Origin of the sequence: Pseudalkalibacillus berkeleyi (genome assembly GCF_021608225.1) — a bacterium.
Classification (GTDB): domain Bacteria; phylum Bacillota; class Bacilli; order Bacillales; family Fictibacillaceae; genus Pseudalkalibacillus; species Pseudalkalibacillus berkeleyi.
This window is the reverse complement of the sequence record NZ_JAKIJS010000001.1, coordinates 293432-316558: the sequence shown is the minus strand read 5'-3', so window position 1 is coordinate 316558 and position 23127 is coordinate 293432. Positions and strand designations below refer to the sequence as shown.

At 38.1% G+C, this 23127-nt stretch carries 29 protein-coding genes and 1 pseudogene; 10 read left to right on the top strand and 20 right to left on the bottom strand.

The window, feature by feature from the left end:
* Positions 1-131 precede the first annotated feature (131 nt).
* Positions 132-1613, bottom strand: coding sequence for an LVIVD repeat-containing protein (locus L2716_RS01710; RefSeq protein WP_236331114.1), 1482 nt, complete (start codon positions 1611-1613; stop codon positions 132-134).
* Between the two features lie 201 nt (positions 1614-1814).
* Positions 1815-2363 carry a DNA topology modulation protein gene (locus L2716_RS01705; RefSeq protein WP_236331112.1) on the bottom strand — a complete coding sequence of 183 codons (549 nt, stop codon included), beginning with the start codon at positions 2361-2363 and terminating at the stop codon, positions 1815-1817.
* Positions 2364-2914: 551 nt separating this feature from the next.
* Between L2716_RS01705 and dnaN the strand changes: the two genes are divergently transcribed.
* The 3 genes from dnaN to L2716_RS01690 all read left to right on the top strand — a co-directional run bounded on the left by dnaN (position 2915) and on the right by L2716_RS01690 (position 4888).
* Positions 2915-4045, top strand: coding sequence for a DNA polymerase III subunit beta (gene dnaN / locus L2716_RS01700; protein ID WP_236331109.1), 1131 nt, complete (start codon positions 2915-2917; stop codon positions 4043-4045).
* 74 nt (positions 4046-4119) lie between these two features.
* Positions 4120-4437, top strand: coding sequence for an ArsR/SmtB family transcription factor (locus L2716_RS01695; protein WP_236331106.1), 318 nt, complete (start codon positions 4120-4122; stop codon positions 4435-4437).
* Entirely contained in the window at positions 4430-4888 is a 459-nt protein-coding gene (locus L2716_RS01690; protein ID WP_236331101.1) for an SRPBCC family protein, read from the top strand. The genes L2716_RS01695 and L2716_RS01690 overlap by 8 nt, the downstream gene beginning before the upstream one ends.
* Positions 4889-4935: 47 nt before the next feature.
* Here L2716_RS01690 and merA read toward each other — a convergent pair.
* The 3 genes and pseudogenes from merA to merR form a co-directional block, all read right to left on the bottom strand.
* A pseudogene (gene merA, locus L2716_RS01685) lies at positions 4936-6324 on the bottom strand (mercury(II) reductase); the annotation flags it as partial.
* 6 nt (positions 6325-6330) lie between these two features.
* Positions 6331-6543, bottom strand: coding sequence for a mercury resistance system transport protein MerF (gene merF, locus L2716_RS01680; protein ID WP_236331095.1), 213 nt, complete (start codon positions 6541-6543; stop codon positions 6331-6333).
* Between the two features lie 12 nt (positions 6544-6555).
* Positions 6556-6957, bottom strand: coding sequence for a mercury resistance transcriptional regulator MerR (gene merR / locus L2716_RS01675; RefSeq protein ID WP_268963920.1), 402 nt, complete (start codon positions 6955-6957; stop codon positions 6556-6558).
* A gap of 186 nt (positions 6958-7143) precedes the next feature.
* Here merR and L2716_RS01670 point away from each other — a divergent pair, with 186 nt between their 5' ends.
* Both L2716_RS01670 and L2716_RS01665 read left to right on the top strand, forming a co-directional pair.
* Positions 7144-7683, top strand: coding sequence for a sigma-70 family RNA polymerase sigma factor (locus tag L2716_RS01670; RefSeq protein ID WP_236331090.1), 540 nt, complete (start codon positions 7144-7146; stop codon positions 7681-7683).
* Positions 7664-9076 carry a DUF4179 domain-containing protein gene (locus L2716_RS01665; protein WP_236331087.1) on the top strand — a complete coding sequence of 471 codons (1413 nt, stop codon included), beginning with the start codon at positions 7664-7666 and terminating at the stop codon, positions 9074-9076. The genes L2716_RS01670 and L2716_RS01665 overlap by 20 nt, the downstream gene beginning before the upstream one ends.
* Before the next feature lie 284 nt (positions 9077-9360).
* On the opposite strand, the gene L2716_RS01660 is transcribed toward L2716_RS01665, so the two are convergent.
* The 7 genes from L2716_RS01660 to L2716_RS01630 form a co-directional block, all read right to left on the bottom strand.
* The gene (locus tag L2716_RS01660; protein WP_236331084.1) at positions 9361-9915 is read right to left on the bottom strand and encodes a hypothetical protein; all 555 of its coding nucleotides are present in this window, start codon (positions 9913-9915) and stop codon (positions 9361-9363) included.
* 10 nt (positions 9916-9925) lie between these two features.
* Positions 9926-10297 carry a hypothetical protein gene (locus tag L2716_RS01655; RefSeq protein ID WP_236331080.1) on the bottom strand — a complete coding sequence of 124 codons (372 nt, stop codon included), beginning with the start codon at positions 10295-10297 and terminating at the stop codon, positions 9926-9928.
* Positions 10260-10964 carry an alpha/beta family hydrolase gene (locus L2716_RS01650; protein ID WP_236331078.1) on the bottom strand — a complete coding sequence of 235 codons (705 nt, stop codon included), beginning with the start codon at positions 10962-10964 and terminating at the stop codon, positions 10260-10262. Before L2716_RS01650 ends, L2716_RS01655 begins: the two co-directional genes overlap by 38 nt.
* Positions 10965-10966: 2 nt before the next feature.
* The gene (locus tag L2716_RS01645; RefSeq protein ID WP_236331073.1) at positions 10967-11461 is read right to left on the bottom strand and encodes a GNAT family N-acetyltransferase; all 495 of its coding nucleotides are present in this window, start codon (positions 11459-11461) and stop codon (positions 10967-10969) included.
* A 20-nt stretch (positions 11462-11481) separates the two neighbouring features.
* Complete coding sequence (locus L2716_RS01640) at positions 11482-11883, bottom strand: VOC family protein (protein WP_236331070.1); 402 nt, start codon at positions 11881-11883, stop codon at positions 11482-11484.
* Positions 11880-12242 carry a VOC family protein gene (locus tag L2716_RS01635; protein WP_236331067.1) on the bottom strand — a complete coding sequence of 121 codons (363 nt, stop codon included), beginning with the start codon at positions 12240-12242 and terminating at the stop codon, positions 11880-11882. Before L2716_RS01635 ends, L2716_RS01640 begins: the two co-directional genes overlap by 4 nt.
* A gap of 229 nt (positions 12243-12471) precedes the next feature.
* Complete coding sequence (locus L2716_RS01630; protein ID WP_236331065.1) at positions 12472-14007, bottom strand: hypothetical protein; 1536 nt, start codon at positions 14005-14007, stop codon at positions 12472-12474.
* A gap of 171 nt (positions 14008-14178) precedes the next feature.
* On the opposite strand from L2716_RS01630, the gene L2716_RS01625 reads away from it, so the two are divergent.
* Both L2716_RS01625 and clpP read left to right on the top strand, forming a co-directional pair.
* Positions 14179-14697: a sigma-70 family RNA polymerase sigma factor gene (locus L2716_RS01625; protein ID WP_236331062.1), complete on the top strand. Its 519-nt coding sequence runs from the start codon at positions 14179-14181 to the stop codon at positions 14695-14697.
* Between the two features lie 161 nt (positions 14698-14858).
* The gene (gene clpP, locus L2716_RS01620; RefSeq protein ID WP_236331060.1) at positions 14859-15443 is read left to right on the top strand and encodes an ATP-dependent Clp endopeptidase proteolytic subunit ClpP; all 585 of its coding nucleotides are present in this window, start codon (positions 14859-14861) and stop codon (positions 15441-15443) included.
* Between the two features lie 49 nt (positions 15444-15492).
* Here the strand turns inward: clpP and L2716_RS01615 are convergent, their stop codons facing one another.
* Positions 15493-15819: a four-helix bundle copper-binding protein gene (locus tag L2716_RS01615; RefSeq protein ID WP_236331058.1), complete on the bottom strand. Its 327-nt coding sequence runs from the start codon at positions 15817-15819 to the stop codon at positions 15493-15495.
* A 155-nt stretch (positions 15820-15974) separates the two neighbouring features.
* Complete coding sequence (locus tag L2716_RS01610) at positions 15975-16175, bottom strand: cold-shock protein (RefSeq protein WP_236331055.1); 201 nt, start codon at positions 16173-16175, stop codon at positions 15975-15977.
* A 423-nt stretch (positions 16176-16598) separates the two neighbouring features.
* Between L2716_RS01610 and L2716_RS01605 the strand changes: the two genes are divergently transcribed.
* Positions 16599-17753 carry a lamin tail domain-containing protein gene (locus L2716_RS01605; RefSeq protein WP_236337765.1) on the top strand — a complete coding sequence of 385 codons (1155 nt, stop codon included), beginning with the start codon at positions 16599-16601 and terminating at the stop codon, positions 17751-17753.
* Positions 17754-17834: 81 nt separating this feature from the next.
* On the opposite strand, the gene L2716_RS01600 is transcribed toward L2716_RS01605, so the two are convergent.
* The 3 genes from L2716_RS01600 to L2716_RS01590 all read right to left on the bottom strand — a co-directional run bounded on the left by L2716_RS01600 (position 17835) and on the right by L2716_RS01590 (position 19986).
* On the bottom strand, positions 17835-18839 hold the full coding sequence (locus L2716_RS01600) for an NADP-dependent oxidoreductase (RefSeq protein WP_236331053.1): 1005 nt from the start codon (positions 18837-18839) through the stop codon (positions 17835-17837).
* Between the two features lie 94 nt (positions 18840-18933).
* Positions 18934-19410 (bottom strand): GNAT family N-acetyltransferase, encoded by a 477-nt coding sequence (locus L2716_RS01595; RefSeq protein ID WP_236331050.1) that lies wholly within the window; start codon positions 19408-19410, stop codon positions 18934-18936.
* 12 nt (positions 19411-19422) lie between these two features.
* The gene (locus tag L2716_RS01590) at positions 19423-19986 is read right to left on the bottom strand and encodes a hypothetical protein (protein WP_236331046.1); all 564 of its coding nucleotides are present in this window, start codon (positions 19984-19986) and stop codon (positions 19423-19425) included.
* A 164-nt stretch (positions 19987-20150) separates the two neighbouring features.
* On the opposite strand from L2716_RS01590, the gene L2716_RS01585 reads away from it, so the two are divergent.
* A complete protein-coding gene (locus L2716_RS01585) occupies positions 20151-21080 on the top strand; it encodes an alpha/beta fold hydrolase (RefSeq protein ID WP_236331043.1) in 930 nt (309 codons plus the stop codon).
* Between the two features lie 60 nt (positions 21081-21140).
* Here the strand turns inward: L2716_RS01585 and L2716_RS01580 are convergent, their stop codons facing one another.
* From L2716_RS01580 to L2716_RS01570, 3 genes are all read right to left on the bottom strand, one after another.
* Complete coding sequence (locus tag L2716_RS01580; RefSeq protein WP_236331040.1) at positions 21141-21317, bottom strand: hypothetical protein; 177 nt, start codon at positions 21315-21317, stop codon at positions 21141-21143.
* Between the two features lie 150 nt (positions 21318-21467).
* A complete protein-coding gene (locus L2716_RS01575; RefSeq protein ID WP_236331037.1) occupies positions 21468-21668 on the bottom strand; it encodes a cold-shock protein in 201 nt (66 codons plus the stop codon).
* 186 nt (positions 21669-21854) lie between these two features.
* Positions 21855-22646, bottom strand: coding sequence for an SDR family oxidoreductase (locus tag L2716_RS01570; protein WP_236331034.1), 792 nt, complete (start codon positions 22644-22646; stop codon positions 21855-21857).
* Between the two features lie 152 nt (positions 22647-22798).
* On the opposite strand from L2716_RS01570, the gene L2716_RS01565 reads away from it, so the two are divergent.
* Positions 22799-23116, top strand: a complete 318-nt coding sequence (locus tag L2716_RS01565) for a DUF3870 domain-containing protein (RefSeq protein ID WP_236331031.1) — start codon at positions 22799-22801, stop codon at positions 23114-23116.
* The last annotated feature ends 11 nt before the right edge of the window (positions 23117-23127 follow it).

The window sequence follows — 23127 nt, the reverse complement described above, 5'->3', positions numbered from 1 at the left end:
TCAATTATTTGGCTATTCTTGCATAAATCTGTATGTAAGTGAGTCTTTTTACCTATCCAGGACTAAAAAAGAACACCCAGCATTGCTGAGTGCTCTTAAATAAGAGAATTACTATGAGGGAAACTGCATATTTAGTGACTATGACTGTGTGACATCTTGTCTTGAAGTGCTTCAGACAAATCAGTAGCAGGTACTTGAATCATGTCTAGGCTGATTTGTGCTTCTAGATTTAAAGTATTCGCCGGTGACTCATTTGGGAAAGTCACTTTCAAAATATCCAATCCTCTTGTCGGATCATACGCATAAACATAATTCGTATGCTCTCCAGTTGTTTGACCTTTCTCATTTCGAGCAGGTACCCATTGTGCGCCCCACGCTTCTTGGATGCCAGTAAACCAGTAGCCAATTTGCTTGATATCCGTTGGGTTTCTTACATCCAGAATACGAACACCTTGTTGATAATACCCAATCGACACAAATCCATCCTCATGGTAGGAAGAATAGTGTGCTGAGCATATAAATCCAGCTTTCGTATTTTCATCTGTTCCTAATATTTTTGAATTCCAAGAGTCAAGTGGCTCAACTGATCCCGAACCCGGTGCAACATTTCCTTCCCCAGAAAATTCGTCTAAGTTTTGCAAATGCCAAGTTTGGAATGATCCTTCATCTTCACACGTTCCTGGGTGTAAGTAATCCTCTTCTGTAACCATAACAACTTCTCCTGAACGAACTTGATTCGCACTTCTTTCAGTACTTTCATCTGTCTCCATATCTTCTGGTGCACGACTGACAAATTGATCTCCGTTTGGTCTCAGCGTGTTGTGATGAATAAAGTTATTCCATGAAGTTCCGTTCAATCCCCTTTCGTCGGTTGAGTTCAGAACTCTTGGATTCACTGGGTCAGAAATATCGTAGGCGACCGTACCAGCAAGTCCAGTGTGCCATGCGATACCAGATGAGTCTATATCCCAATCATGGCCAACTGTATCAACTGAGCTCGGAAACACTTTCTCTTCAAAAGGGTTCGCAGGGTCTTCCAAGTTAATAATTGAAAATGCTGGATTTCCATCCTTATCTTCGCTTCCCGAAGTATATGCATACGTACATTCATCATTGGCACACGTAACGGTATGCGTACGAGTAGTCGTTTGTACACGAGATGCGATATAAGGATTGGCTGGATCGGATACATCAACAACTGCAATTTCAGCACCTGTCGATATACTCTTATCATCATAGGTCGGTGTTACACCAGCAGGATCATATCCAATGATGACGAACTTAGTACCATCCTCCCTTTCTCCAAATGTCATATCTTCATTTTCAAAATGAGCTTCTGGTAGTTCTCCTTTCAACTGAGGATTTGTTGGATCTGAAATATCATAAATTGCAATTCCAGTTAGTGTGTTTGCATACATGAAAGGTTCCTTACTGGAAAAAGCTGCAGATATGATTGACAGGTGTGGAATATTATTCACTAGTTGTACGTTCTCACTAGATAAAACGGGCACACTCGCTTCTCCTTCCAACTTGACGCTCGCTGCTTCTACTGATGGGACTACCATGCTGAAAGTCAACATGATTGATGCGAAGATGGCTAATGTTCTGTTCATAAAGATGTCCTCCCTATTTGTATTCTAATAGGGCTTCCATATAAGAACGGCTACTTCCTACGTACAAAAGTTTAAAATCCATGTACTACTAGTTGTCTAATTTATTTGAAATTTCCAGGACAAAATACCTGTTTTTCTCTAAAAGACAAGCTTATTTTATGCGCAAAAAAACGCCCTTTAAACTCGGGGCGTCTTGATCTTCTATAACTTTGATGCGCTGATTTCTTCTCTTAATATCCTTTCTTGATTCGCAAGTTCTAAGAACAAGTCAATATCCTTTTCACTAGATAAGGTGATCATGCATTTCTGATGATCTAGACGTGAGAGCCTCTCTAGTAATTGAGGTCTCTGATCATTTTGGAACTTCCAAACGTAGCGTAGAAATTCTAATGGAATTCGTTCTGGGCACCCTTCACCAATGTCAGGTCGAGTTTTCCCATGATACATGAACCTCCGCTTGAGGACTCTATAACAGCACTTTATTCTTGGCACGTCTAGAAACACGATCGTATCCGCCGCCTCTAACCGTATGTCTAAAGTTCCACTAAAGTTACCATCAATAATCCAGGTATCTTGCTTCACAATTTGTTCTTGAATGGCGCGTAGATCTTCTCTCGGAGTCTCAACCCAACCAGGCTTCCAGTAAAGTCGATCCAAATGGAATACTTCAATTTCTAGACTCTCCCCTAGCTTTTTGGAGAGCGTCGACTTCCCTGCACCAGGACAACCAATTACAGCGATTTTTTTCATGGGCTTAGCCTCCTATATGTTATGTAATTGTAACAATTGTAAAAAAATGTGTTTATTAACTGGGGATAAAAGGAATAGAACTAAAGTAGTAGCGCCTAAGGAAAGGGTTGTGTCTTCTAATGAAATCTTCTGAAAAGATATTACTTGAAAAAGTACTTCAAAAAGACCGTGGCGCACTAGATCATTGTTATGATCTTTATCATAAAATGTTATTTAACTATGCAATGAACATGACCGCAGATCGTATCAAATCAGAACGGTTATTAAGAAGTTTATTTCAAGATATCTGGAAGAATCCCCTATTATTCCTAAACACAAAAGAAAAACATCTATCTATTTGTCTTGTAAAACGGTTAAAGTGCATGCATACCAAATGTACAGAAGCAAAAATTTGTTAACTACAACTCTATGGAATTTAATGTTAATATAACAATAGAAAGTCTTCAAGTGTGAAAATGCCAAGTACATAATAAGGAACACCCCACTAACAGAGTGGTAGGACAATGGATCGGCAAGATATGTCGGTCGTTTTTTTACGGAAGGAGTATTAAATGGAGTTTACCGTTAACAAAACACATTTTCTAGATGCACTATCTGACATACGAAAAGTCATTTCTTCATCCTCACTCATCCCGGTTACATCAGGAATTTCAATTATAGCTAAAGAAGATAGATTGACCCTCGTTGGCACAAATTTAGATTTTTTCATACAAAGAGACATTCCTGTTAAGATTGGAGATCAGCAAATCGTAAGTATCCAAAAAACTGGCATAGTTTACGTTCCAAGCAAAGCTTTTACCGAAATAGTTAAACGACTTCCAGATCAAATTTCAGTAACAGTAAATGATGATCGGTTTATCAATATCGAATCCGAGTCAATCAATACGAGATTAAATCAGGTTCGTTTGGAAGAATTCCCCGATATTCCTGATGCTCCTACTCACGTCCGGTTAAAGATGAACTCAGCTCAACTTGTTGAAGTCATTAAGCAGACATCCTTTGCAGTTTCTACAAATCAATCTAGACCTGCATTAACAGGGATCCATGTGTCTTTCACTACCGAAAAGCTGTTGGCAGTAGCTACCAATTCAATTAGACTAGCAATGCGATCCTTACCGATTCAGTCCGATTGTGAGATTTCATGTATTATACCTCAGTCTACACTAACTGAATTCTTGAAACTCAGCTCTTCATTTTGTGAGCATTTGGAGATCTCAATAAGTGACCATCATATCCTATTTGAGGCTGAAGACATCAAATTATATTCACGTTTAATTGGTGGCGATTACCCAAGTACCTCTGGATTAATTCCATCTGAAACAACGACTGAAATCATTATGGATACAAAGGAACTATTGAAAGGAATCGATAGGTCATACATATTAGCAAGTGATAAACAGAACAATAATGTAACGCTAAAACTATCAGAAGAAGATGACCAAATTCAAATATCATCCCTCTCTTCTGAAGTTGGACAAATATGTGAATGGCAGAGTGTAAAACAAATCACTGGAGAAAAAGCATTGGATATTACATTCGATGGACAGTACATAATCGATGCATTGAAAACAATGAATGATCAAGAAGTCTCTATCAGTTTCAATGGTTCGATGAGACCAATATTGATAAAGCCTGCGAATCGAGAGGACCAATTACACCTCATCTCACCTGTTCGCTCCTAATTATTTGAAGCAACGAGTATTCGTTGCTTTTTATCCGATTGACAAGCAACCTTTCAGTTGCATATAATAGGTTCATGGATAAAGTATTTAAAGCATTGGCCGATTCAAATCGCAGACATTTGTTAGATTCACTCTTCCAATCAAATGGACAAACACTTTCCGAATTGGTAGAGCATCTTGATATGTCTAGGCAAGCAACAACGAAGCACTTGAGAATTTTAGAGGATGCAGATCTTATTACTGTCGTATGGAAAGGACGTACGAAGCACCATTATTTGAACACCGCTCCAATTGGTAACATTTATGACCGGTGGATTGGAAAATTTGATCAAAACAAAGTGAAATCGCTCACCGACATGAAAAACAAATTAGAGGAGGAAAATAATGAATAACCGAACCTTCGTGTATGCGACTTATATTGCATCAACACCGGAAAAAATTTGGGAAGCACTAACTTCAGGAGAATTTACGAAACAATATTTCTTTGGGCATAGGGTCGTGTCAGATTGGACGAAAGGAGCAGAAGTCACCTTTCTACGTGAAAATGATGAGATTGATATTCACGGAACAGTGTTAAAAAGTGAGCCTTACGAAATGTTGAAATATACATGGCTTTCTCCAAAAGATCCTGTTGATCGGGTGCAGCAAATGACCGTGACGTTTGACTTAAAGCAAATGGACGATACGGTGAAGTTGACGGTGATACATGAAAACCTCTCTGAAAGAGATTTTAGTAATGACCCGAACACTTTCCAAGGCGTGAACAACGGATGGCCGGCTATTATCAGTAACCTGAAAAGCCTTCTTGAAACAGGCAAAACATTGTCCGCTGTGAAAATTTAAGGAACATGTAAAAGAGCGCCTCCCTAAAGGCGCTTTTTGTTATTGTACTATCCCGCACAGCACGATAGTTTCGATACGTCTTTATCGAATGAAAGGCTGGCGAGCTTAATACCTTCTGCCATCGTCAAGTACGGTGCCATCGTATCTTTGATATCATCGGCTGTCAGATTGAATTTCACCGCTAAGGTTGCGGCATAAATCACATCTCCAGCATTTTCTGAAACGACTTGTGCACCAAGTAACCTTTTCGTATTCGCATCAATCACAAGTTTAAACAGTCCGTTCATTTCTTGGTTAGCAAGTGCTCTTGGCACGGACTCAAGTGGTAAGACAGATGTTTGGACTTCCAAGCCTTCTTTAATCGCTTGTTGCTCTGTTTTTCCGACTGAGGCAATTGATGGATTTGTAAAAGTTACAGCTGGAACGGTGCTGAGATCCACTTTCTGTTTTTCCTCTTGCAGGATGTTCTTCGCGACAAGCCCACCTTCATAGGCAGCAACATATACAAATTGAGGTCCAAGCGTGACATCTCCTGCAGCATAAATGTGTGGTACATTCGTCTGCAAGTATTCATTCGTCTTTACTTCTCCAGCGTCCCCTAGCTCAACACCTGCATTTTCAAGCTTTAATGATGTCGTGTTTGGATTTCTGCCTGCAGCAACAATGACTTCATCCGCTTCAATCGTATGTTTAGCTCCAGACTGAATATAGTGAATACGCTTCTTGTCGTCTACTTCATCTATTTTTTTATAGGTAACGCCTGTCTTTATCTTAATGCCTTCGTCTATAAGTACTTTTTCAACAGTGTCTGATATCTCCTGATCGTACTCTTTCATAACCCGGTCACTCCGTTGCAAAAGTGTCACTTCTGATCCTAGGTTGCGGAACAACTGTCCGAGTTCCATAGCAACGTATCCTGCACCAATGATTGCAATGCTTTTTGGAACTTCCGTCAAATCAAGTGCAGTAGTACTCGTCAAGAAGTCTATTTCAGATAAACCAGGTATGGCAGGAATTGCAGGCGATGCGCCAGTTGCGATGAGAAAATGCTTAGTAGAAAATTTTTCACCTGATACCGTAATGGTCTTCTCATCAACGAACGAAGCTTCTCCTTTTATGAACTCAAAGCCATAATCCTCGATCAGGTTCTCGTACTTTTCTTGTCGGAGTTGGTTAACAAGTGCGTCCTTTTGGTTTTTCAATTTAGAAAGATCCGGGGCTTCTGCAGAAAGATTTAATCCTTTAAAAGGTTGATGATTCGCGGTACGCTGAATATCACCCGCTCTCAACAATGTTTTCGAAGGAACACAACCAACGTTCACACATGTGCCACCGACTGTACCTTTCTCGACCATCGCAACTTTCGCACCACCTTCGACAGCTCGAATCGCTGCCGAAAATGAAGCCGCTCCTGAACCTATGACGATAAGATCGTACATGAATCATTCACTCCCCTTTTTGTATTTGTTATAAGCGTAAATCGTTAATCCGATAAAAACGAACAGTGCTGGAATCAATACATAATCCAAGTATCCTGTTAAAGCCCCCAACCCAACCGTCGCAAAAAGAATTATCAAAATGGGTGTGAAGCAACAAAGTGCGGTTATAGCCGTTCCTATTACAGCACCAATTAAAAACTTCTTATCTCTTCTCATTTCTCAATACCTCTATTCCTCAGTTAATCGCTCAATCACAGGACACGCATACAAATCATCGTTTTCCTCGCAACGTCTGTTCAAGTCCTCTAAAATCGACTTCATTTGTTGTAGGTTTGAGATTTTTTGTGTGATTTCTGTAATTTTAGTCGATGTAAAATCTGACATGTTTTCACACCGACGCTCGTCTTGATCCACTACGCCAAGTAGTCGGTCCACTTCCATTAATGTAAAACCAAGCTCTTGCGCTTTTCTTATAAATTTGAGCCGATTAAGCGCATCCTCGGGATAGATCCTGTACCCCGATTCATTTCTGGGTGGTTCTTGTAAAAGACCAATCCGTTCGTAATAACGGATGGTTTCCTTATTGACGCCAGATAACTCAGCTAATTCACCTGTTTGATAAGCCACCATCATCACCACCTCTATGTAAATAGTAAACCCTGTACTTTACTACAGGGTCAAACGAAAGGGGAAATTTTATACAGTAGAGTTGAATACATCATGTAAAATGTTTGAGGTAACTACATTTTCTTCAAATAAATTTTTTTGAAACTTTTTGAATACAAGATTGCTCTAATGGTTGAAAGGAGGTTGAACATGATACATACAAAGCTAGTGAAGAAAGCGATGAAAGGTAACGAAGAAGCTTTTGAATCGCTCGTCCGTAATGAGAGTGAAAAGCTCTATCGAACAGCATTCCTATACGTTCGAAATAAGGAAGATGCTCTTGATATTGTTCAAGAGGCGATTTGCAAAGCTTATACCTCTATTGACCAACTGAAAAATCCTGAGTATTTCAGCACTTGGCTTACAAAAATATTGATTCGTTCGGCTTACGATTCTTTAAGAAAAAGCAAGAAGTTGGTGCTCGCTGGAGAAGACTTTCTACGTACTGTTCCTGAGAACAAACGAAAAAATGTTGAAGAGGATATGGACTTAGTTAAAGCTATTTCTGTTCTAAACGAACAATACCAAACAGCTATTATCTTATTTTATTACCATGATCTGTCCATTCAAACCATTGCAGAAACGATGGATAAACCTGAAGGTACGATCAAAACGTATTTACGAAGGGCCAAAATAGAGTTGAAGAGACAATTGGAAGGAGTGAACCACTATGAACAAGGACTGGTTTGAAAAAGAAACAGAGAAAATTGAAGTACCAAAAGAGGATGTATTCAACGCCATCTCTTTGGGAATCCATGATGGACGAAAACATCGTGTTGTGAAAAAACGTAAGAAAGCTCTAAAGCTCAGTACCATTGTATCTTCAGCTGCAGCATCCCTTGTGCTTGCTTCTGGATTTCTGTTCGCGCCGATGAACGATGCGCTTGCTAAGGTTCCGTTGCTAGGTTCACTCTATGAGCATCTTTCTGTAGGAAGTGAACTGTTTGCGAGTAATCTAGTTACAGAATTAGACGAAAAAGCAACAAGCAAAGGCGTAGATATCACGATTAGGAGTGCATACTATGATGGCAACGTGATCGGGGTTACGTTTAAGGCAGAAGGTGAAAAATTGACCATTGAGAATATGGATGTCGGGAATCGTCCTGTTAGCGGCTTCAGTTACCATTTGTTCGATGGTCTGGATCAAACGCATTGGTCGTCGAGCTCACCAGAGTTGAAAGAAACGAAGGATGGCACGTTCGTTGGAGCCATCGAGTTTTATAATGATCAAACTGATTTACCTGAAAATTTCACTTTACCACTTACTTTTACTCACATGGCGGATGTAAATGGAAAATGGAAATTTGACATACCCATAGAGCAAATACCTCCTGAGAAAATTGAAGTATCAGGACAATCCATATATGATGAGGGCTCATATCAAGTAGAAATGGAATCCATCATTAAAGGAAAAGCGACGACAATGTTGGAGTACACGGTAACGGTTCCTGAAAAAGGAAAGAACGACGAAATCATTCTAAGCGTATTCGATGATCAGAAGAACCGATTATCCAAATCTCACGCGAATAAAATAGACGAAAGCTTTGAAGACGGACAATGGAAATTATCTTATAGGGAATTATTTACGAGTAAAATTAATGAAGATGCAAAGCATCTCGAGATTAATCTGGATTTAAGAAAAAGAGAGCCTCGTACTTTCGAAGGTATGAGTCAGCCTGTTCCATTTACAGTGAAGAGTAAACGGTTTGACTATCAAATTAACGTCGAGAAAATTGAAAAAGTGAACGATGAATTGATTATTGATTATGTTCTCCAAAACGTCGCGCAAGGTGAGTTTAGAAAAGACTTACTCATGAACTTCGCAAATTGGGTGCGCATCATCCCTACTGAGAAAATTGAGAATGACGAGAACGGAGAGCTAGGAGACAGTTTCTATGAATACGTAAGTCGGGACAACAAAGCAAAGCTGATTGACAAAGAGAAGATGCAATTCCAATCTCGTATACAGATTAAGGACCCTGATTCGTTCAATATGAAAGACTATTCACTAGTCGTACCATTCGAAAACTTATCTTCCAATGATTCTATTATCATGGATCCGATCAAGATTGATTTAAAATAAAATAATGAAGGAGCTAACCCCATACCCCCTCAGTGGGTGCATATCAGTTAGCTCCTTTTCTTAATGATGAGTTCATTTAATGGTTTTTCTAGATAATTCTTCAGAATTCTAGATAATTTCGCGTTTTTCTAGATAAAATTGGATTTTTCTAGATAAGGAGTCCATTTGCCTATTCTATGGATATGTTTAGTAACAAGTTGACCGTTTTGTGAGGTAAACAGAGCACTTTTTACGAAAAACCGGTCTAAGAACTTAATGTAAGTGATCATTTTTGTCCAATTATGCTACCCATTCACAATTGAAACAATCTCCTTCTTCGCATTTACACCTATAAATGTATAATTCTTTAATTCAGACATTGAAATGATACGAAAATCTGAAGCGTATCCATTCAAGACTTCCATTTCAATCCACAAAGAAGCATTCTTCTTCATTTCCATTAATTTCGAATGCGCATCCACGGTTTTCCTATGTGTAACAATGACTTTCTCAATGTCTTGATTGAGAACTTTTGCGGCTACAAGGTTATCATAATCCTCATCTTTTCTTTGAGTTGCTGACCATGTTATCTCTAAATGTTTTTCATCCCTTAAGCCTAACCTACTTATATTATTGACTCGATACAGAATGCCCATTGTTCTGTGCACCACTTTTATGGTACTCATTTCTCCAGAGTCCATGATGATCACTTTATTATTGTTGGCAAATGCCTTCTCATAAACGATATCCCCATTGATCTTATGGAAGCTATGCTTTAATGCAGCATTCTCACTAAAATAGAAGCCAGCACCGAATGTAAGACTACAATATATGATGACTCCTATCAGTCCGAAAAACATAAATCTCTTTTTACTCAACATCCGCCAAAGCCAGGCCTAAAATGTGGTCTGTGAAGATCACGAATTCATCTAAGTAGGTTGCTGAGTCAGGAGCTGAAATAGGCGTTATTTTCACATTTTGTAAATACACACATGAGTGGATGTTAATTACGTCTCTGTCAGAATAATCAACGTTCGGATTGGTTTCAAACTTTCCTAGTGCTCGCCCTAAAGTCGGATCATCATTAAAACTTTCTGGTTCATGCGTTCGAACATCTGCTTCAATAAATGCTGTGCTCGTAACAAACTTTAGTCTATTCTCACTCTCCTGGAGTGAAATCTGTAAATCTACGATTGTCAGTTTCTTAAAATCTACTGCTTTCTCCATCTCTGCTGCTTTCATATTTTCCCCCTGTGTTTTCAATTACTTTTGTTTTAATAAAATTCTTCATTCCTGCCATCGTTTCTTTCATTACTTCTACTGCCTCTTCTGTATGGAACGGGATGATATCCAAAGAGTGATTAGCATCCTCGATCACCTTCAATGTCATGTTTTCCTTTTTTGATAAAGCATTGATCTTATCTATTCTATAAAACTGATCTTTAGTTCCAATTACGAGATAGACATCGTGGTTACATGTTAATAGTGTTTCATATAATGGTTCTTTAGTTAATAGAGGCGTTAGAATCACTATTTTCGAATCATGAAACCTCTTAGCGTCTTTCATAAATCCATCTATAATTGGTAGCGTACCAAAGGATTTTCCTAACAATACCTTTTCCTTGTAGTCCTTGTTACTATGAACTTCTTCAATAATCGGATTTACATCATTGACTATTATCTTTGTTAGATTCTCTAACGGAAGGTTACGTACATCTTTTTCATAGGCATAATGAATATGGACAACATCGTATTCGGATTCAAGCATTACCATTGTAGAATAATAGAATAGAGGCTTATCGTATGTATATCCCGCTCCTGAAAACATAAAGCACACTTTGTCAGCCTGATTATCAATAAATGTATAATCAAAAGTTGTATTTGGATTTGTTTTTCTTTCAGCCTTCATTTTCATTTCCCTTTCGTTTCGTGCAGGGGCTTTATTAAAAGAAGTTCATCCCTAATTGGTATATTGTTTTCAGCGACAAGAGGGATCTCAGGTTTAATTTTCCTAGCGTTAGCTACCGAATTGGGATACACATCCATAATCTGAAACCCTCTTTTTTGATAAAATCCCAGCGCGTTCAGATTGTCGTTTGTGGTAATCAGTTGAATCGCCCTCAAATTTAATGATACAGCAAATCGTTCAAGTGTATCTAAAAGCTTTGTTCCAGTCCCGCTATTTTCATATACGCTATCAAAAGAGATGACTTCCATATAATCATCTAATACTATATATGTGATCAATCCAATCATTTCATCTGAATCATTAATCGCAATAAAACCATCCAGTCTCTCACATTGATAAGTTCCTGTAGAAACAACAATCCGAGAGCTACCCCAATGTTGTGCTAAAAATTCTTTAACTGTTTTTCTTGAACGTTCATCAGTGTGAATAATTTTCATAGTTGTATTCTCCATGATTCTTAAGTGTTTTCTTTAAACCCCACACTCAGCTCGCTCCATACATCGAATTTGTTTCCATCAAGGTCGTAAAAAACGAAGTTGTTGCCTGCATGACCTCGGTCTTCTATTTCTCCTACACGAATTTCTTTTCGAGCAAACTCTTTATGTAATTCCGCCAACTTGTCGTATCCATCTACTTCAAATGTTAATGAAAATTGTTCATTACCCTCTGAATCTTTAAAGTTTGCCGTTTCTCCTTCATCTGCTTTAACTAGAAAAAAGCTTTGGTCCGCTAGGTTGATAATCGCCTTTCGGTCATCCTCATAAGTCTTAACTGCAGATAATTTCTCCACATACCAATTCAATGATTCAGCTACGTTGCGAACAGGTATATATGTCGTTCCCACTCTTATTAAACTCATGACGTTTTTGCTAAATCCTCAAATAGTCCGATGAGGTTCCCGTCTGGGTCTTCAAATGTACACCATGCTGCAGGGACACCTTCACGAGTATTTACTTCTTCTATAGTGCAGTTCAGCTTTTCCATAAGTCTCAATCGTTCTTCTTTAATATTTTCTACTCCAATTCTAAGTGGTCCATTTCCGATTGATGGAACCCCTTCTGAAACTTGCAGCCATGTATTCGGAATGACCTCCCATTCTGCAAAATTACCGTGTGGTATGAAATCTGCCTTTCTATTGAAGAGCGTTTCATACCATTTTTGTCCTTCTTCAAAATTAGATACACGAACTTGAAAAGTTACTCCAGTTAATTGGTTCATCTCTTAATCCTCCTATTATGTAAAGAAAACTTGGCAAATCCAAGCCTTGGCGCAGGATGAGCCTTAGTTGCGCTTATACTTAATTCTGCAATTTCCTAAAACGTCGAGTAATTTTGAATCTGGAAATTTATATACTTTAAGTATAAAAAGCATTACTAACACTTCAATAAATCCCTTATATTTCCTTCTTTTTCATATGAAAAACCACCTTATTGAAAGGCGGTTTAACTTATATAGTGTATGGTCCAATCAAAATTATAAAAAAAAGAATGTTGAGACATGCAAAATAAAAGACCTTACTAAATATTCCCCAATTATGTTCAGTACCTATTTTCATCAATCCATAAGCGAGCAAAGCTAATCCAAGTGGAATGACAAACATCGTTCCTGAGAAAGTTAAGTACTCTGGAGCATTCGCAAAGAATGAACGATTAAATATTTTGGGTACAAGCATAAATTGAACGGCAATATACACAATGATCGTTGACCAAAGTACCCACTGCTTTTTCTGATCAATGGATTCCTCCTTAACGAGGTTGATGATAAATAAATAAATGGCTGGAGGCGCTACCCAAATGAATGCAATCAATAAGATAATAAAGCCTGCGAACAAACCAGACATCGAATTGGACAAGGCATTCTTCCAATCTTCACTATTTAATTTCATACTTTGCTTCACTGCTTCAGGATTGTTGGATGCACCACTCACCATGTACTCTTCTCCGGAGTAATCAAGCCATATCACTGTACCATCCCCAATATTTTGCGGCTGTTCTGATGAATGATTACCCGTACTAATTCTTCTTGCCATCCACTTTTCTCCAGATTTTGAGGACATGTAGATGTTGTCTGCCATCTGCTTTCCAACGGTTCTTCCTTTTGTAGTGAAAAGGATAGAGGGTTTTCCATCATTCAAAAATAGATGTAAGTCTCTCGGTTTGAATAATCGCTCACCATTCCCCTCATTATGAAAAAGCAATTCCTCAAAATTTAGCGGCTGACCTAACGACTTTTGATTAATGCTTGTGTAATAAGAACGATAGTTCAATTGTTGTTTTGCAGTACCGAATGTTGAATATGTAATATGTAATTTTCCATCTATCTCAAGGAAATCCATTTCCGTTAGCCTCGCCACACCCGCCTCTGAAATTTCAGTTACCTTTACCGGTGTGTAATCTTTACCTTGTTTAGTAAAATAATGGACTTTAATATCAGTTGAAGCACGATCAGATAATACGATAAATGAATCAGATTGTATATTTAAAATGACATCCTCAATAGTTTGTTCACTTTCAGCTATACGTTCACTACGGAAAGATTCTGTATCTATACTGTATATTGACTTATCATTCCAATATATTACTTGTTTCTCACTTGAAGACATTCCTTTTACATTGTTTGCTAGGACCTTTTCATGTTCCCCATCGAAGTGTATGATTTCACCATCTTTCAAGAACATCAACTGGGAACCATAAGCCCAAAACGCTAAAGGATCAGGTATTCTCACTGGAATTTCTTCTACTTTACTTGTCTCCAAACGATCATTTGTAATGAGGTGATTAACCATTTGCTCACCGGCTTGGAAAATGTGGTATTCATTACCTTTTTGATACGTAAACGGAACACTCTTACTGGTTGCTTCCTTTAGGGTGATCGTTCTACTCCATTGATCCGTTGGTAATTTCCTTTCATTTTGTAAATGGTGATTTACAAGTAAACTGATAAAAACCAAGCAAATGAAGATCGGGTATATCCATGTTTTCATTTGCATCCCCCCTTTTTCTTGATTTTAACATAAATATCCATATGGAAATCCAGTATATGTATACGAAGATCCTTTAATAGAATAAAATAAAGAAAAATATCTTCTGCCCATATCTTTTATTGTTTGTTAATCGTTTAAGGATTAGAGAGGAGCAAAAAAGGAGTGAGAAAAATGTACGCCAGGCCTGGCAGTAAATTAGAACAAAGTGAAGACATTCAACTTGAGGAGCTTTACTCAAAGTTAAAACGGTATTGCCGATTTCTATCACAGAATGATTGGGATAGTGAGGACTTAGCGCATGAGGCATTTCGAAAAGCTTTGGAGCATTATGAACTAAATGTGAATATAACTCCTGCTCTCCTGAAAAAGATTGCCCACAACTTGTGGCTTGATCAGCTAAAAAAGAGAAGTCGTGAAGTTCTAGGAGCTATTCCTGAATCAATTATTGAGCAGCATGAATGTTCAAAAGATATCAAGGAGTATTTAGCGAAGCTCACGTCAAAGCAATCTGTTATTTTCACTTTAAAGGAAAGCTTCAAATACCAGATCTCAGAAATTGCGGAGATTTTTCAAATGAGTGAAACAGCGGTTAAGGCAATTTTGCACCGAGCGAAAAAACGCCTAAAAACAATATCGTCTGATGAAAATCTTCCACTTTTACAAGAATATGCGATCAACGATTACGGCTAGACGTCTTACTTTTCGATGCAATCGTAACGGAAGATCCTACTCTACTCATCCGTCATATTCCGCAATTGTTCCAGTTGGTAAAACAACCAAAACCAAAGGCTTCTCCTTCAAGCATCCTCTCTATGGCAGCATAATGGCTTGAATGAAGGAGGACGAACGGGATGACAACCATTCCCTATGTAATTGAACAATCCAATAATGGAGAACGTTCATACGATATTTACTCAAGGCTTTTGAAGGACCGGATCATTATGGTCAGTGATGAGATTAATGATCATATGGCAAACAGTATTGTAGCTCAGCTTCTATTCCTGGCGGCTGACGATCCCGAAAAGGATATTTCTTTATATATCAACAGTCCCGGCGGCTCAACTTCTGCAGGATTTTCAATTTTTGATACGATGCAATATATTAAGCCTGACATCAGAACCATTTGCACAGGTATGGCCGCATCGTTTGGTGCGATGCTTCTGCTCGCTGGTACGAAGGGCAAACGCTATGCCTTACCAAATAGCGAAATTATGTTACACCAACCACTCGGCGGAGCTCGGGGGCAAGCTTCGGATATAGAAATTTCTGCAAAAAGAATAATAAAATTGAGGGCGCACATTAATGAAATAATCGCTGAGCGAACAGGTCAACCACTTGAAAAAGTAGCAGGGGACACAGACCGGGATTATTTTCTGTCAGCTGTTGAGGCAAGAGAATACGGGATCATAGATGAAGTTATTCAACAAGGAAGATAAGAAAAGAGCTAGACCCAGCGAAATACGTGCGGGTCTAGCTCTTTTATCGTTATGCTAACTTCTTACATTCCTCTGCACATTTGTAGCAGGCTTCAGCACATTGTTGACAGTGTTCATGATCATGTTTCTTACATTCATTTCCACATGCTTCACAAATCTTTGCACAAACGGTAGCTAATTCAGGTGCAAATGGCGTATTTCTCACTAATGCTTGTTCTAAGTAGGAGCACATATCAGCACATTCTCGATCTAAACGGATGCACTCTGCCATCATCTTTACATCATCTTCTTGTAAACAGGAGTAATAACAGTGGTTACATGCAACCATACACTCATGTAGCGCATCAATTACTGATTGGTACTTTTCGTGTGACATAAATTAAAACCCCTTCTCTATAATTGTTTACATATGAACTATTACCTAAAATTATTGAATCAAAACATCTATTTCCAAATTCATCCTTATAAACTAATTAAAAAACAAAAAAACAGACCCCTTATTAAAGGAGCCTGTTCGTCAGCATCGTCAAATTATACTTTTTGTACGTTAGCAGCTTGAGGTCCGCGTTGTCCTTCTTCGATGTCGAAAGTAACGTCTTGACCTTCTTCTAGAGACTTGAATCCTTCTGCTTGAATCGCTGAGAAGTGTACGAATACATCTTCAGCACCTTCACGCTCGATGAAACCGAAACCTTTTTCTGCGTTGAACCATTTTACTTTACCTTGTTCCATTTTGTTGCCTCCTATTGCACTTTAAGCACATTGTTTTACTATTCTTGCTCTAATAAATTCATGAATCTACTGAACAAAAATAATTACTATTATAGTATCAATATGTTGACCATTGGACAAGGAAAAAAACCCGACAAATTTCTTGTCGAATTTCCTTTATTCTACAATCGCAAATGTAAAGTTTTATTTAATTAAGCCAATGGACTCTACCTTCGTCTTAATTTGTAGAAACCGGTAATAAAAGTCTCATTTTTTAGTAAAAAAGTTTACACTAACCATCTATTAATAATCTTTTTTGAGGATACATATATCTAAAGTAGGACCTATCTGGTTTTACAGTGACTTTATACAACCTTCACAGTCTTTTGGTACGTTTATTGGGGAGTACCAAATATATTGGGGAGGTTTTTTATTGTGAAGAAAATGATGAGCATCTGGATGTTAGTCGCTGTATTACTTGTTCCACTTTCCGTTATCGAACCGGATGTCGCAGCTGCTGGAACTTACACTGGCACCGTCGATTATGTGAAGGACGGTGATACGATCATGCTTACAAATCCTGTTCAAGGTGCAGATGAAGTTCGTTTCTTAGGTATTGATACACCTGAAACATTCGTATCGGGTGGCAAAGACCCTGGTAATCAAATTGACCCACACGGAAATGCAGCCACCGATTATCTCAAATCAGTTCTACCAAGTGGAACTGAGGTAACACTAGTTACTGGTGCTGAAGAAGTGGATGGCTTCGGTCGTCTGTTAGCATATGTGTTTAAAGGAAATATGGATGTAAACCGTTCTATGTTGGAGAATGGTCATGCTATCTCTTATTTCATCTGGCCTTTTGAGGATCCTAAGTTTGAAGATTACCGTAACGCAATGATCACAGGTATGAACAATAAAGTTGGTGTCTGGGATGCATCAAATCCTTTAGAAGAGCTTCCATTTGAATATCGTGATCGCATGTTCAACGATCAGCCTGATAAATATGTCGGTAACTATTTCTCGAAAGAATATGTTACTCCACAAAACTACACTCAAGTACCAATTGAAGACCGTGTATTCTTCTTTACTGAACAAGATGCACAATCTGCTGGGTATACATGTAATTGTTCGGGCGGTGGTACTTCAGATGAGTTACTTATTCAAGAAGTATATTATGATGCAGAAGGAAACGACAGCGTTGGTGAATACTTAGAAATTTACAACACTTCATCACAAACACTCGACATAAGTGGATATTTATTAAAAGATAACTACAGTACATTTGCACTGCCTTCCGGTACTACAATTGATCCAGGTCAATATCTAGTAGTAGCTAAGGACACTACAGGGTTCCGTAACTTATTCGGGTTTGATCCAGATGTTTCTGGAATGTCACTTGCTCTAGGAAATTCTGGTGACCAAGTTTCACTTCAAAATCCTTCTGGATCTGAAATCGACTTTTTAGCCTATGAAAATTATGTATCTGGTTGGAACATTACTGCCAATACAGGACAAGCCATTTATCGTAGTGACGTAACTACAGATACTGACTCTGTAAACGATTGGAATGTCGGTGTGCCACTACCAGGAAAATAAAAACTTTTCATATTTCATAGAGCTGTCAGAATTCAGAAATTCTGACAGCTCTTATTTTCTTAAATAACACATATTTATACATCATTTTACTTTAACGATGACTTTCCCTTTTGCTCTCCCGGTTTCATTGTATGCCATCGCACCTTGCGCTTCTTCTAGTGCATAGATTTTATCGATAATGGGTTTGATCTTGCCGGACTCTACTAGCTCTTTGATTTTATCAAGCTGCTCGCCGCTTGGGCGCATAAGTAAGAAATCATATTCTGCATCGTGCTTTTTAGCCATTATCATTAACTTACGACTAATCACTGAAAACAGAATTTTTTTGAGAGGACCTAACCCCATCTCTTCTGCTAGCGTTTTCGTTGGAACTGCCGAAACAGAAACAATTTTCCCACCAGGTTTCAATACTTTGAAAGATCTCTCTAGCGATTCTCCACCTAAAGTATCAAAGACTGCATCGTACCCAGATAATTCCTCTTCAAAGTTCTTCTTTCGGTAGTTGATGATTTCGTCCGCACCTAAAGATTTAACAAGCTCATATCCTTGATCACTGACTGTTGTTGCAACATATGCACCCATTGCTTTTGCGAGTTGGATGGCAAACGTCCCTACACCACCAGAGCCCGCATGGATCAATATTTTCTGCCCTGCTTTAAGGTTGAATTTTTCGTGAAATGCCTGCCAAGTCGTAAGCCCGACTAGAGGTAAAGAGGCAGCCTCCTCAAAGGAAAGTGTATTCGGTTTTTTCGCAAGCTCGTCTTCATGAATGGCAATCATTTCTGCAAATGTTCCGATTCGATCTTTACTCGGTCTACCATAAACCTCATCACCGACTTTGAATTTCGTTACATTGGAACCAACTTCAACGACTACCCCTGAAAAATCATTTCCAAGTGTTAGTGGCATGTCATATTTCAAGATCAGCTTTAACGCCCCGCCGTTCCGGATTTTAAAATCAATTGGATTTACACTCGCAGCATGAATTTCAACTAAGACATCGTGAACGCCTACCTCTGGCTGATCGATTTCTTTCATATGTAATTGTTCATTTTTTCCATATTTATTAATCATCATCGCTCTCATTTTCAACATTCTCCTCTCTACACTCCCTAGTATGAACATGGACCGAATGTTTCACTACATAAGAGTTGTTCAAAAATTGAGCTTTATAGGGGACTTATTTTATTTTCAACTCCATCTTCCTCACCTGAGTTGACATCCCGAGTGATTCATAGAACTGAATAGCTGCTTGATTAAATTCCCAAACACCTAGCTCTAGCCTACTAGCATTCATTTCCTTTGCTACTTCAACCGCTTTATCGAATAATAACTTTCCAAGCCCTTGCCCTTTATAGGATCCTGATACACCAAAGTCCTCCACAAATAATTGTGTAGATTTCACATGGGTTGTTCGATCCGGGGATTCCCTCAATCGCAAAAATATAAATCCGATCAGCCTCAAGTCTAATTCGATGACATATACCTTTCCGCCGTTCTCATTGATTAATCCCCTAAAGTACTTCTCATCTAACGTGTCTTCAGTCGTTTTATAATGATCAGGTCTTCCCATCACATGAAGGTCATGCACCTCCTTGTGGATTGGTTTTAACTTTTCGAAATCGGAATCTTGACCTTCTCTTAATAGATATTCCATAGTGCTCTCCCCTTACTTGACCATTTTCCAAAGTATCAGCCCACTGATTGCTGTAAAGGCAGCCCATATGGACGTGTATAAGAGTGTATGATTTTGCTCGGTCTCTTGTGTTGGCACCTTCCAATCGCCACTGGGAATTACATTACTGTGGGGTTTCAACAAACCCTCTTTGTCAGGGTTTAAATTAGAAGTTAAGCTACATAGCGTGGCGGTAAGATGACGATTACCCCCATACATGTTCGGCTTCATTGCATAAACGATATATTTCTCACCTTCTTCAAAAGGGAATCCACAATTCGCGCTATTGGTTCCTGTTAAGATAGTAATTTCCTCTTTAATCTCGCCTTTCCATGATTTAGACACTTCAAATACAACCTTTTTTGGGCTATATCTGAGAAAGCTTTTATCCTTTATATCTTTTACTGTGCCCATAAACACAGCATCTGAACGTTTCATTTCCTCATCTGGAGAAGACGGAACAGCACATGAACAAGCTTGTGCAGGAGTAGGTGCATTTAGGAATGAAACGCCTAATAACATAATCAATGAGATAGCAATGCGCCCTGTCCATTTCATTTATACACCCCTAATTTGTTGATTCTTACAAATCAACTCTTTATGTTTATTACAAAATTCCATACCCTTATTAAGTTTCCCTTTTCGTTTTACAAAAAAAGGATTGCTAATCTTTTTCAAGAAGTAGGTCTAGCAAAGAAATTGATGATTTGAGGTGTTATTTTATGAAGGGTACATTAATGAACATCAGGGGTAAGGATCTTTATGTTGAAACCTACGGATCCAGAGAAAATCCAGCCCTCCTATATTTGCATGGTGGTCCTGGTGAAAGTTGTTACGATTTTTCTGCGCATCAGCCTGAACGTTTACAAAACGATTTTTATTTGATTGCAATTGATCAAAGAGGTGTATGTCGCTCTGCTTTAATTGAAGAGGGTGAACCATTTGGGTTTCAAGATCTTGTAGAGGATTGTGAAGCACTTCGTAAAGAACTTGGTATAACTAAGTGGTCTCTAATCGGTCATTCAGTCGGGGGATATTTAGCGTTATCCTATGTTGATCAATATCCTCATTCCATTGAGCGAGTTATATTTGAATGTCCTACATTTGATTTTAAGTTAACTGCTAAAGAGCTTTTGAGGAAAACGGCAATGTTACTAGGAAAGTATGGTAAAGAGGAAGCTCAATCAAAAGCACTTAAGTTAATTGAATCAGATATATCACCAAGAAAGTTTGTTGAGGAATACCTTCCTTTAAGTGATGAACTTGGTGAACATCGAATGGAAATTTACACTTACAATTTTGACAATCCTACTGATTATTTTGCAGGATATACGGAAGAAGAAATTGATGAGTTGTATGATCGTTCTGAAGTTCATTATACAAGGTTAAGAGAAGAAGGTGTTATTTTCGACTCTCTCCTTCCAAAGCTACAAACAGTAAATAATCCGATGTTGTTAATAACCGCCGAGCATGATGCCGTGACATGTGCGCACCACGTTTCTGCTTTCAATAATAGTGCCGAGAATGGTGAGATCATTCATTTTGAAAATTGTGGCCATACACCCCATTATGAGGATGCTGATCGATTTGCACATATTGTTAAATCATATTTGCTCGTCGAAACAAAATCTAACAAATCTGTACATACGTAAAATATAATAAAGAAGTAGTCAGCAAATTTCCTTTGGCTGACTACTTTTTGTATAGCATCATTATTTCTTTTTCTCGAATTCTTCTTCAAAAAAGAATGTGTTTGGATGTTCATTTACGATATATGAGTATCTCTTCATATTTTTAATATATTTCCAGTCTTTTATCGTAACGGACTCACCAGTCTTTTGAATATTTACAACATCCCCAGCACTAAACTGGTTATTTGAATATTTCAAACGGTCACTCCCTTTCTAACTCCATTATATCATATTACAAGCATAACCATTGTGAATAGATTTACACAAATATTACGCTAATCATACATATGATTGAAGTACAAAAAAACAGACTCTACAGGAGAGTCTGTTTTATATCATAGTTATAATTTACGCTTTTTGAACGTTTGAAGCTTGTGGTCCACGTTGACCTTGTTCTACTTCAAAAGTTACTTCTTGACCTTCGTCAAGTGATTTGAAACCTTCACTTTGGATAGCTGAGAAATGAACGAATACGTCGTCTGCACCTTCGCGTTCGATAAATCCAAAACCTTTTTCTGCGTTAAACCATTTTACTTTTCCGTGTTCCATTTTTGTTGCCTCCTAGTGCTTTTTGCACAATTGTATTTCTATTCTTGCTCAAAACAGACGTAATGTTCATTGTGATAAACGATCCATAAGTGTCGAACAAAAATAACTAACTCTTATATTATCAGGTAAATGAACAAATTGCAAGTTGTTTTCAAAAAACTATGAAAACGCCCATGATCATTGACTTTAGAGTGCTTTTACCATACCACCATCTACAAGTATCGATTGTCCTGTAATGTATGTGTTAGCACCTGAACCTAGAAATACGACTAACTTGGCGAATTCCTCTGGAGTACCGTATCTTTGGAGTGGTATTTTCTTTTCAGTATATTGAACAAATTCCTCATACGGGGTCCCCATGTTATTTGCCCTAATGCCATCCAGTTCGGCTACCCTGTCTGTTGCAATTCGACCAGGTCCAATAGTATTCACCATGATTTGATCGGCTGCTAGTTCTTGGGATAAACTTTTTGCTAAACCAACAATCCCTGCACGGAACGTATTCGATAAAATCAAATTGTCGAGCGGTTGTTTAATAGAAGATGAAGCGAAATTGATGATGCGTCCATTTTGTTGCTCTTTCATATGTGGGATTACTTTACGTGATAACCTGATAAAACTAAGTAAATTTAATTCGAATGCATATTGCCAATCTTCATCATTCATATCCTCGAATCGTCCTGCTGGCGGTCCACCAGCATTGTTAATTAAGACATCAATTGTTCCATTTCTCTCTACAGCTAAATCGACAAGGTTGTTTATTTGATTTGGATTGGTAATGTCACAAATTACATAGTCAACATGTTCATTTTTGGATTCACGAATGATTTCATCTTTCGCTTTGCTTAGCTGTTCTTCATTACGACTTGCTATAATTACATGAGCACCCTCCTTAGCAAACTCCATAGCAGTCGCTTTCCCTAAACCTTTACTTCCTGCTGTTACAACCACACTCTTTCCATTTAATTGTAAGTCCATGTATCGTTCTTCCTTTCTACTGTAAATTTCTACTGTAAATTTGAAATCCAATTCTAAATCATAAAAGAACTATTTCATTAAAGGAATCAACTGCATAATGTCTAATTAATACTTGAACACTAATGATTTGTATTCTAAAGGAGGAGTAAAATTTGCCTCATACAATAATGATATCAGGACATGCTGGACTACCAAAAGGGTTAACATTTAACGATTTAAATCAGTCTGTCACCGTTACATTAGAAGTAGATAAATTGTATGGCGTAATTGTTTGGGCAGACTGTAATCTCGACACTAATCATGCACAATCCTATTTATCCTCAGTTATTAAAGGGTTGAGTTTACGAGATGGGCTGAACTTAATTAATAAAGAAATCGAAAATCATTATTATGGGAAAGCCCAAGCAACACTTTTATCTGCTATTTTAGATGCTTATAAACAATATAAAACGCCACATGTTGTTAAATAGTAGTGATTTGA

Coding starts and splice junctions, on each gene's coding strand:
- L2716_RS01605 (WP_236337765.1), top strand. CDS start 16,599: ATGATGAGCATCTGGATGTTAGTCGCTGTATTACTTGTTCCACTTTCC.
- L2716_RS01690 (WP_236331101.1), top strand. CDS start 4,430: ATGAATAACCGAACCTTCGTGTATGCGACTTATATTGCATCAACACCG.
- clpP (WP_236331060.1), top strand. CDS start 14,859: ATGACAACCATTCCCTATGTAATTGAACAATCCAATAATGGAGAACGT.
- merF (WP_236331095.1), bottom strand. CDS start 6,543: ATGAGAAGAGATAAGAAGTTTTTAATTGGTGCTGTAATAGGAACGGCT.
- L2716_RS01570 (WP_236331034.1), bottom strand. CDS start 22,646: ATGGACTTACAATTAAATGGAAAGAGTGTGGTTGTAACAGCAGGAAGT.
- L2716_RS01590 (WP_236331046.1), bottom strand. CDS start 19,986: ATGAAATGGACAGGGCGCATTGCTATCTCATTGATTATGTTATTAGGC.
- L2716_RS01705 (WP_236331112.1), bottom strand. CDS start 2,363: ATGAAAAAAATCGCTGTAATTGGTTGTCCTGGTGCAGGGAAGTCGACG.
- merR (WP_268963920.1), bottom strand. CDS start 6,957: ATGGTGGCTTATCAAACAGGTGAATTAGCTGAGTTATCTGGCGTCAAT.
- L2716_RS01615 (WP_236331058.1), bottom strand. CDS start 15,819: ATGTCACACGAAAAGTACCAATCAGTAATTGATGCGCTACATGAGTGT.
- L2716_RS01625 (WP_236331062.1), top strand. CDS start 14,179: ATGTACGCCAGGCCTGGCAGTAAATTAGAACAAAGTGAAGACATTCAA.
- L2716_RS01585 (WP_236331043.1), top strand. CDS start 20,151: ATGAAGGGTACATTAATGAACATCAGGGGTAAGGATCTTTATGTTGAA.
- L2716_RS01645 (WP_236331073.1), bottom strand. CDS start 11,461: ATGAAAATTATTCACACTGATGAACGTTCAAGAAAAACAGTTAAAGAA.
- L2716_RS01710 (WP_236331114.1), bottom strand. CDS start 1,613: ATGAACAGAACATTAGCCATCTTCGCATCAATCATGTTGACTTTCAGC.
- L2716_RS01665 (WP_236331087.1), top strand. CDS start 7,664: ATGAACAAGGACTGGTTTGAAAAAGAAACAGAGAAAATTGAAGTACCA.
- L2716_RS01575 (WP_236331037.1), bottom strand. CDS start 21,668: ATGGAACACGGAAAAGTAAAATGGTTTAACGCAGAAAAAGGTTTTGGA.
- L2716_RS01640 (WP_236331070.1), bottom strand. CDS start 11,883: ATGAGTTTAATAAGAGTGGGAACGACATATATACCTGTTCGCAACGTA.
- L2716_RS01595 (WP_236331050.1), bottom strand. CDS start 19,410: ATGGAATATCTATTAAGAGAAGGTCAAGATTCCGATTTCGAAAAGTTA.
- dnaN (WP_236331109.1), top strand. CDS start 2,915: ATGGAGTTTACCGTTAACAAAACACATTTTCTAGATGCACTATCTGAC.
- L2716_RS01600 (WP_236331053.1), bottom strand. CDS start 18,839: ATGAGAGCGATGATGATTAATAAATATGGAAAAAATGAACAATTACAT.
- L2716_RS01635 (WP_236331067.1), bottom strand. CDS start 12,242: ATGAACCAATTAACTGGAGTAACTTTTCAAGTTCGTGTATCTAATTTT.
- L2716_RS01695 (WP_236331106.1), top strand. CDS start 4,120: ATGGATAAAGTATTTAAAGCATTGGCCGATTCAAATCGCAGACATTTG.
- L2716_RS01650 (WP_236331078.1), bottom strand. CDS start 10,964: ATGAAGGCTGAAAGAAAAACAAATCCAAATACAACTTTTGATTATACA.
- L2716_RS01660 (WP_236331084.1), bottom strand. CDS start 9,915: ATGTTTTTCGGACTGATAGGAGTCATCATATATTGTAGTCTTACATTC.
- L2716_RS01670 (WP_236331090.1), top strand. CDS start 7,144: ATGATACATACAAAGCTAGTGAAGAAAGCGATGAAAGGTAACGAAGAA.
- L2716_RS01610 (WP_236331055.1), bottom strand. CDS start 16,175: ATGGAACAAGGTAAAGTAAAATGGTTCAACGCAGAAAAAGGTTTCGGT.
- L2716_RS01655 (WP_236331080.1), bottom strand. CDS start 10,297: ATGAAAGCAGCAGAGATGGAGAAAGCAGTAGATTTTAAGAAACTGACA.
- L2716_RS01630 (WP_236331065.1), bottom strand. CDS start 14,007: ATGAAAACATGGATATACCCGATCTTCATTTGCTTGGTTTTTATCAGT.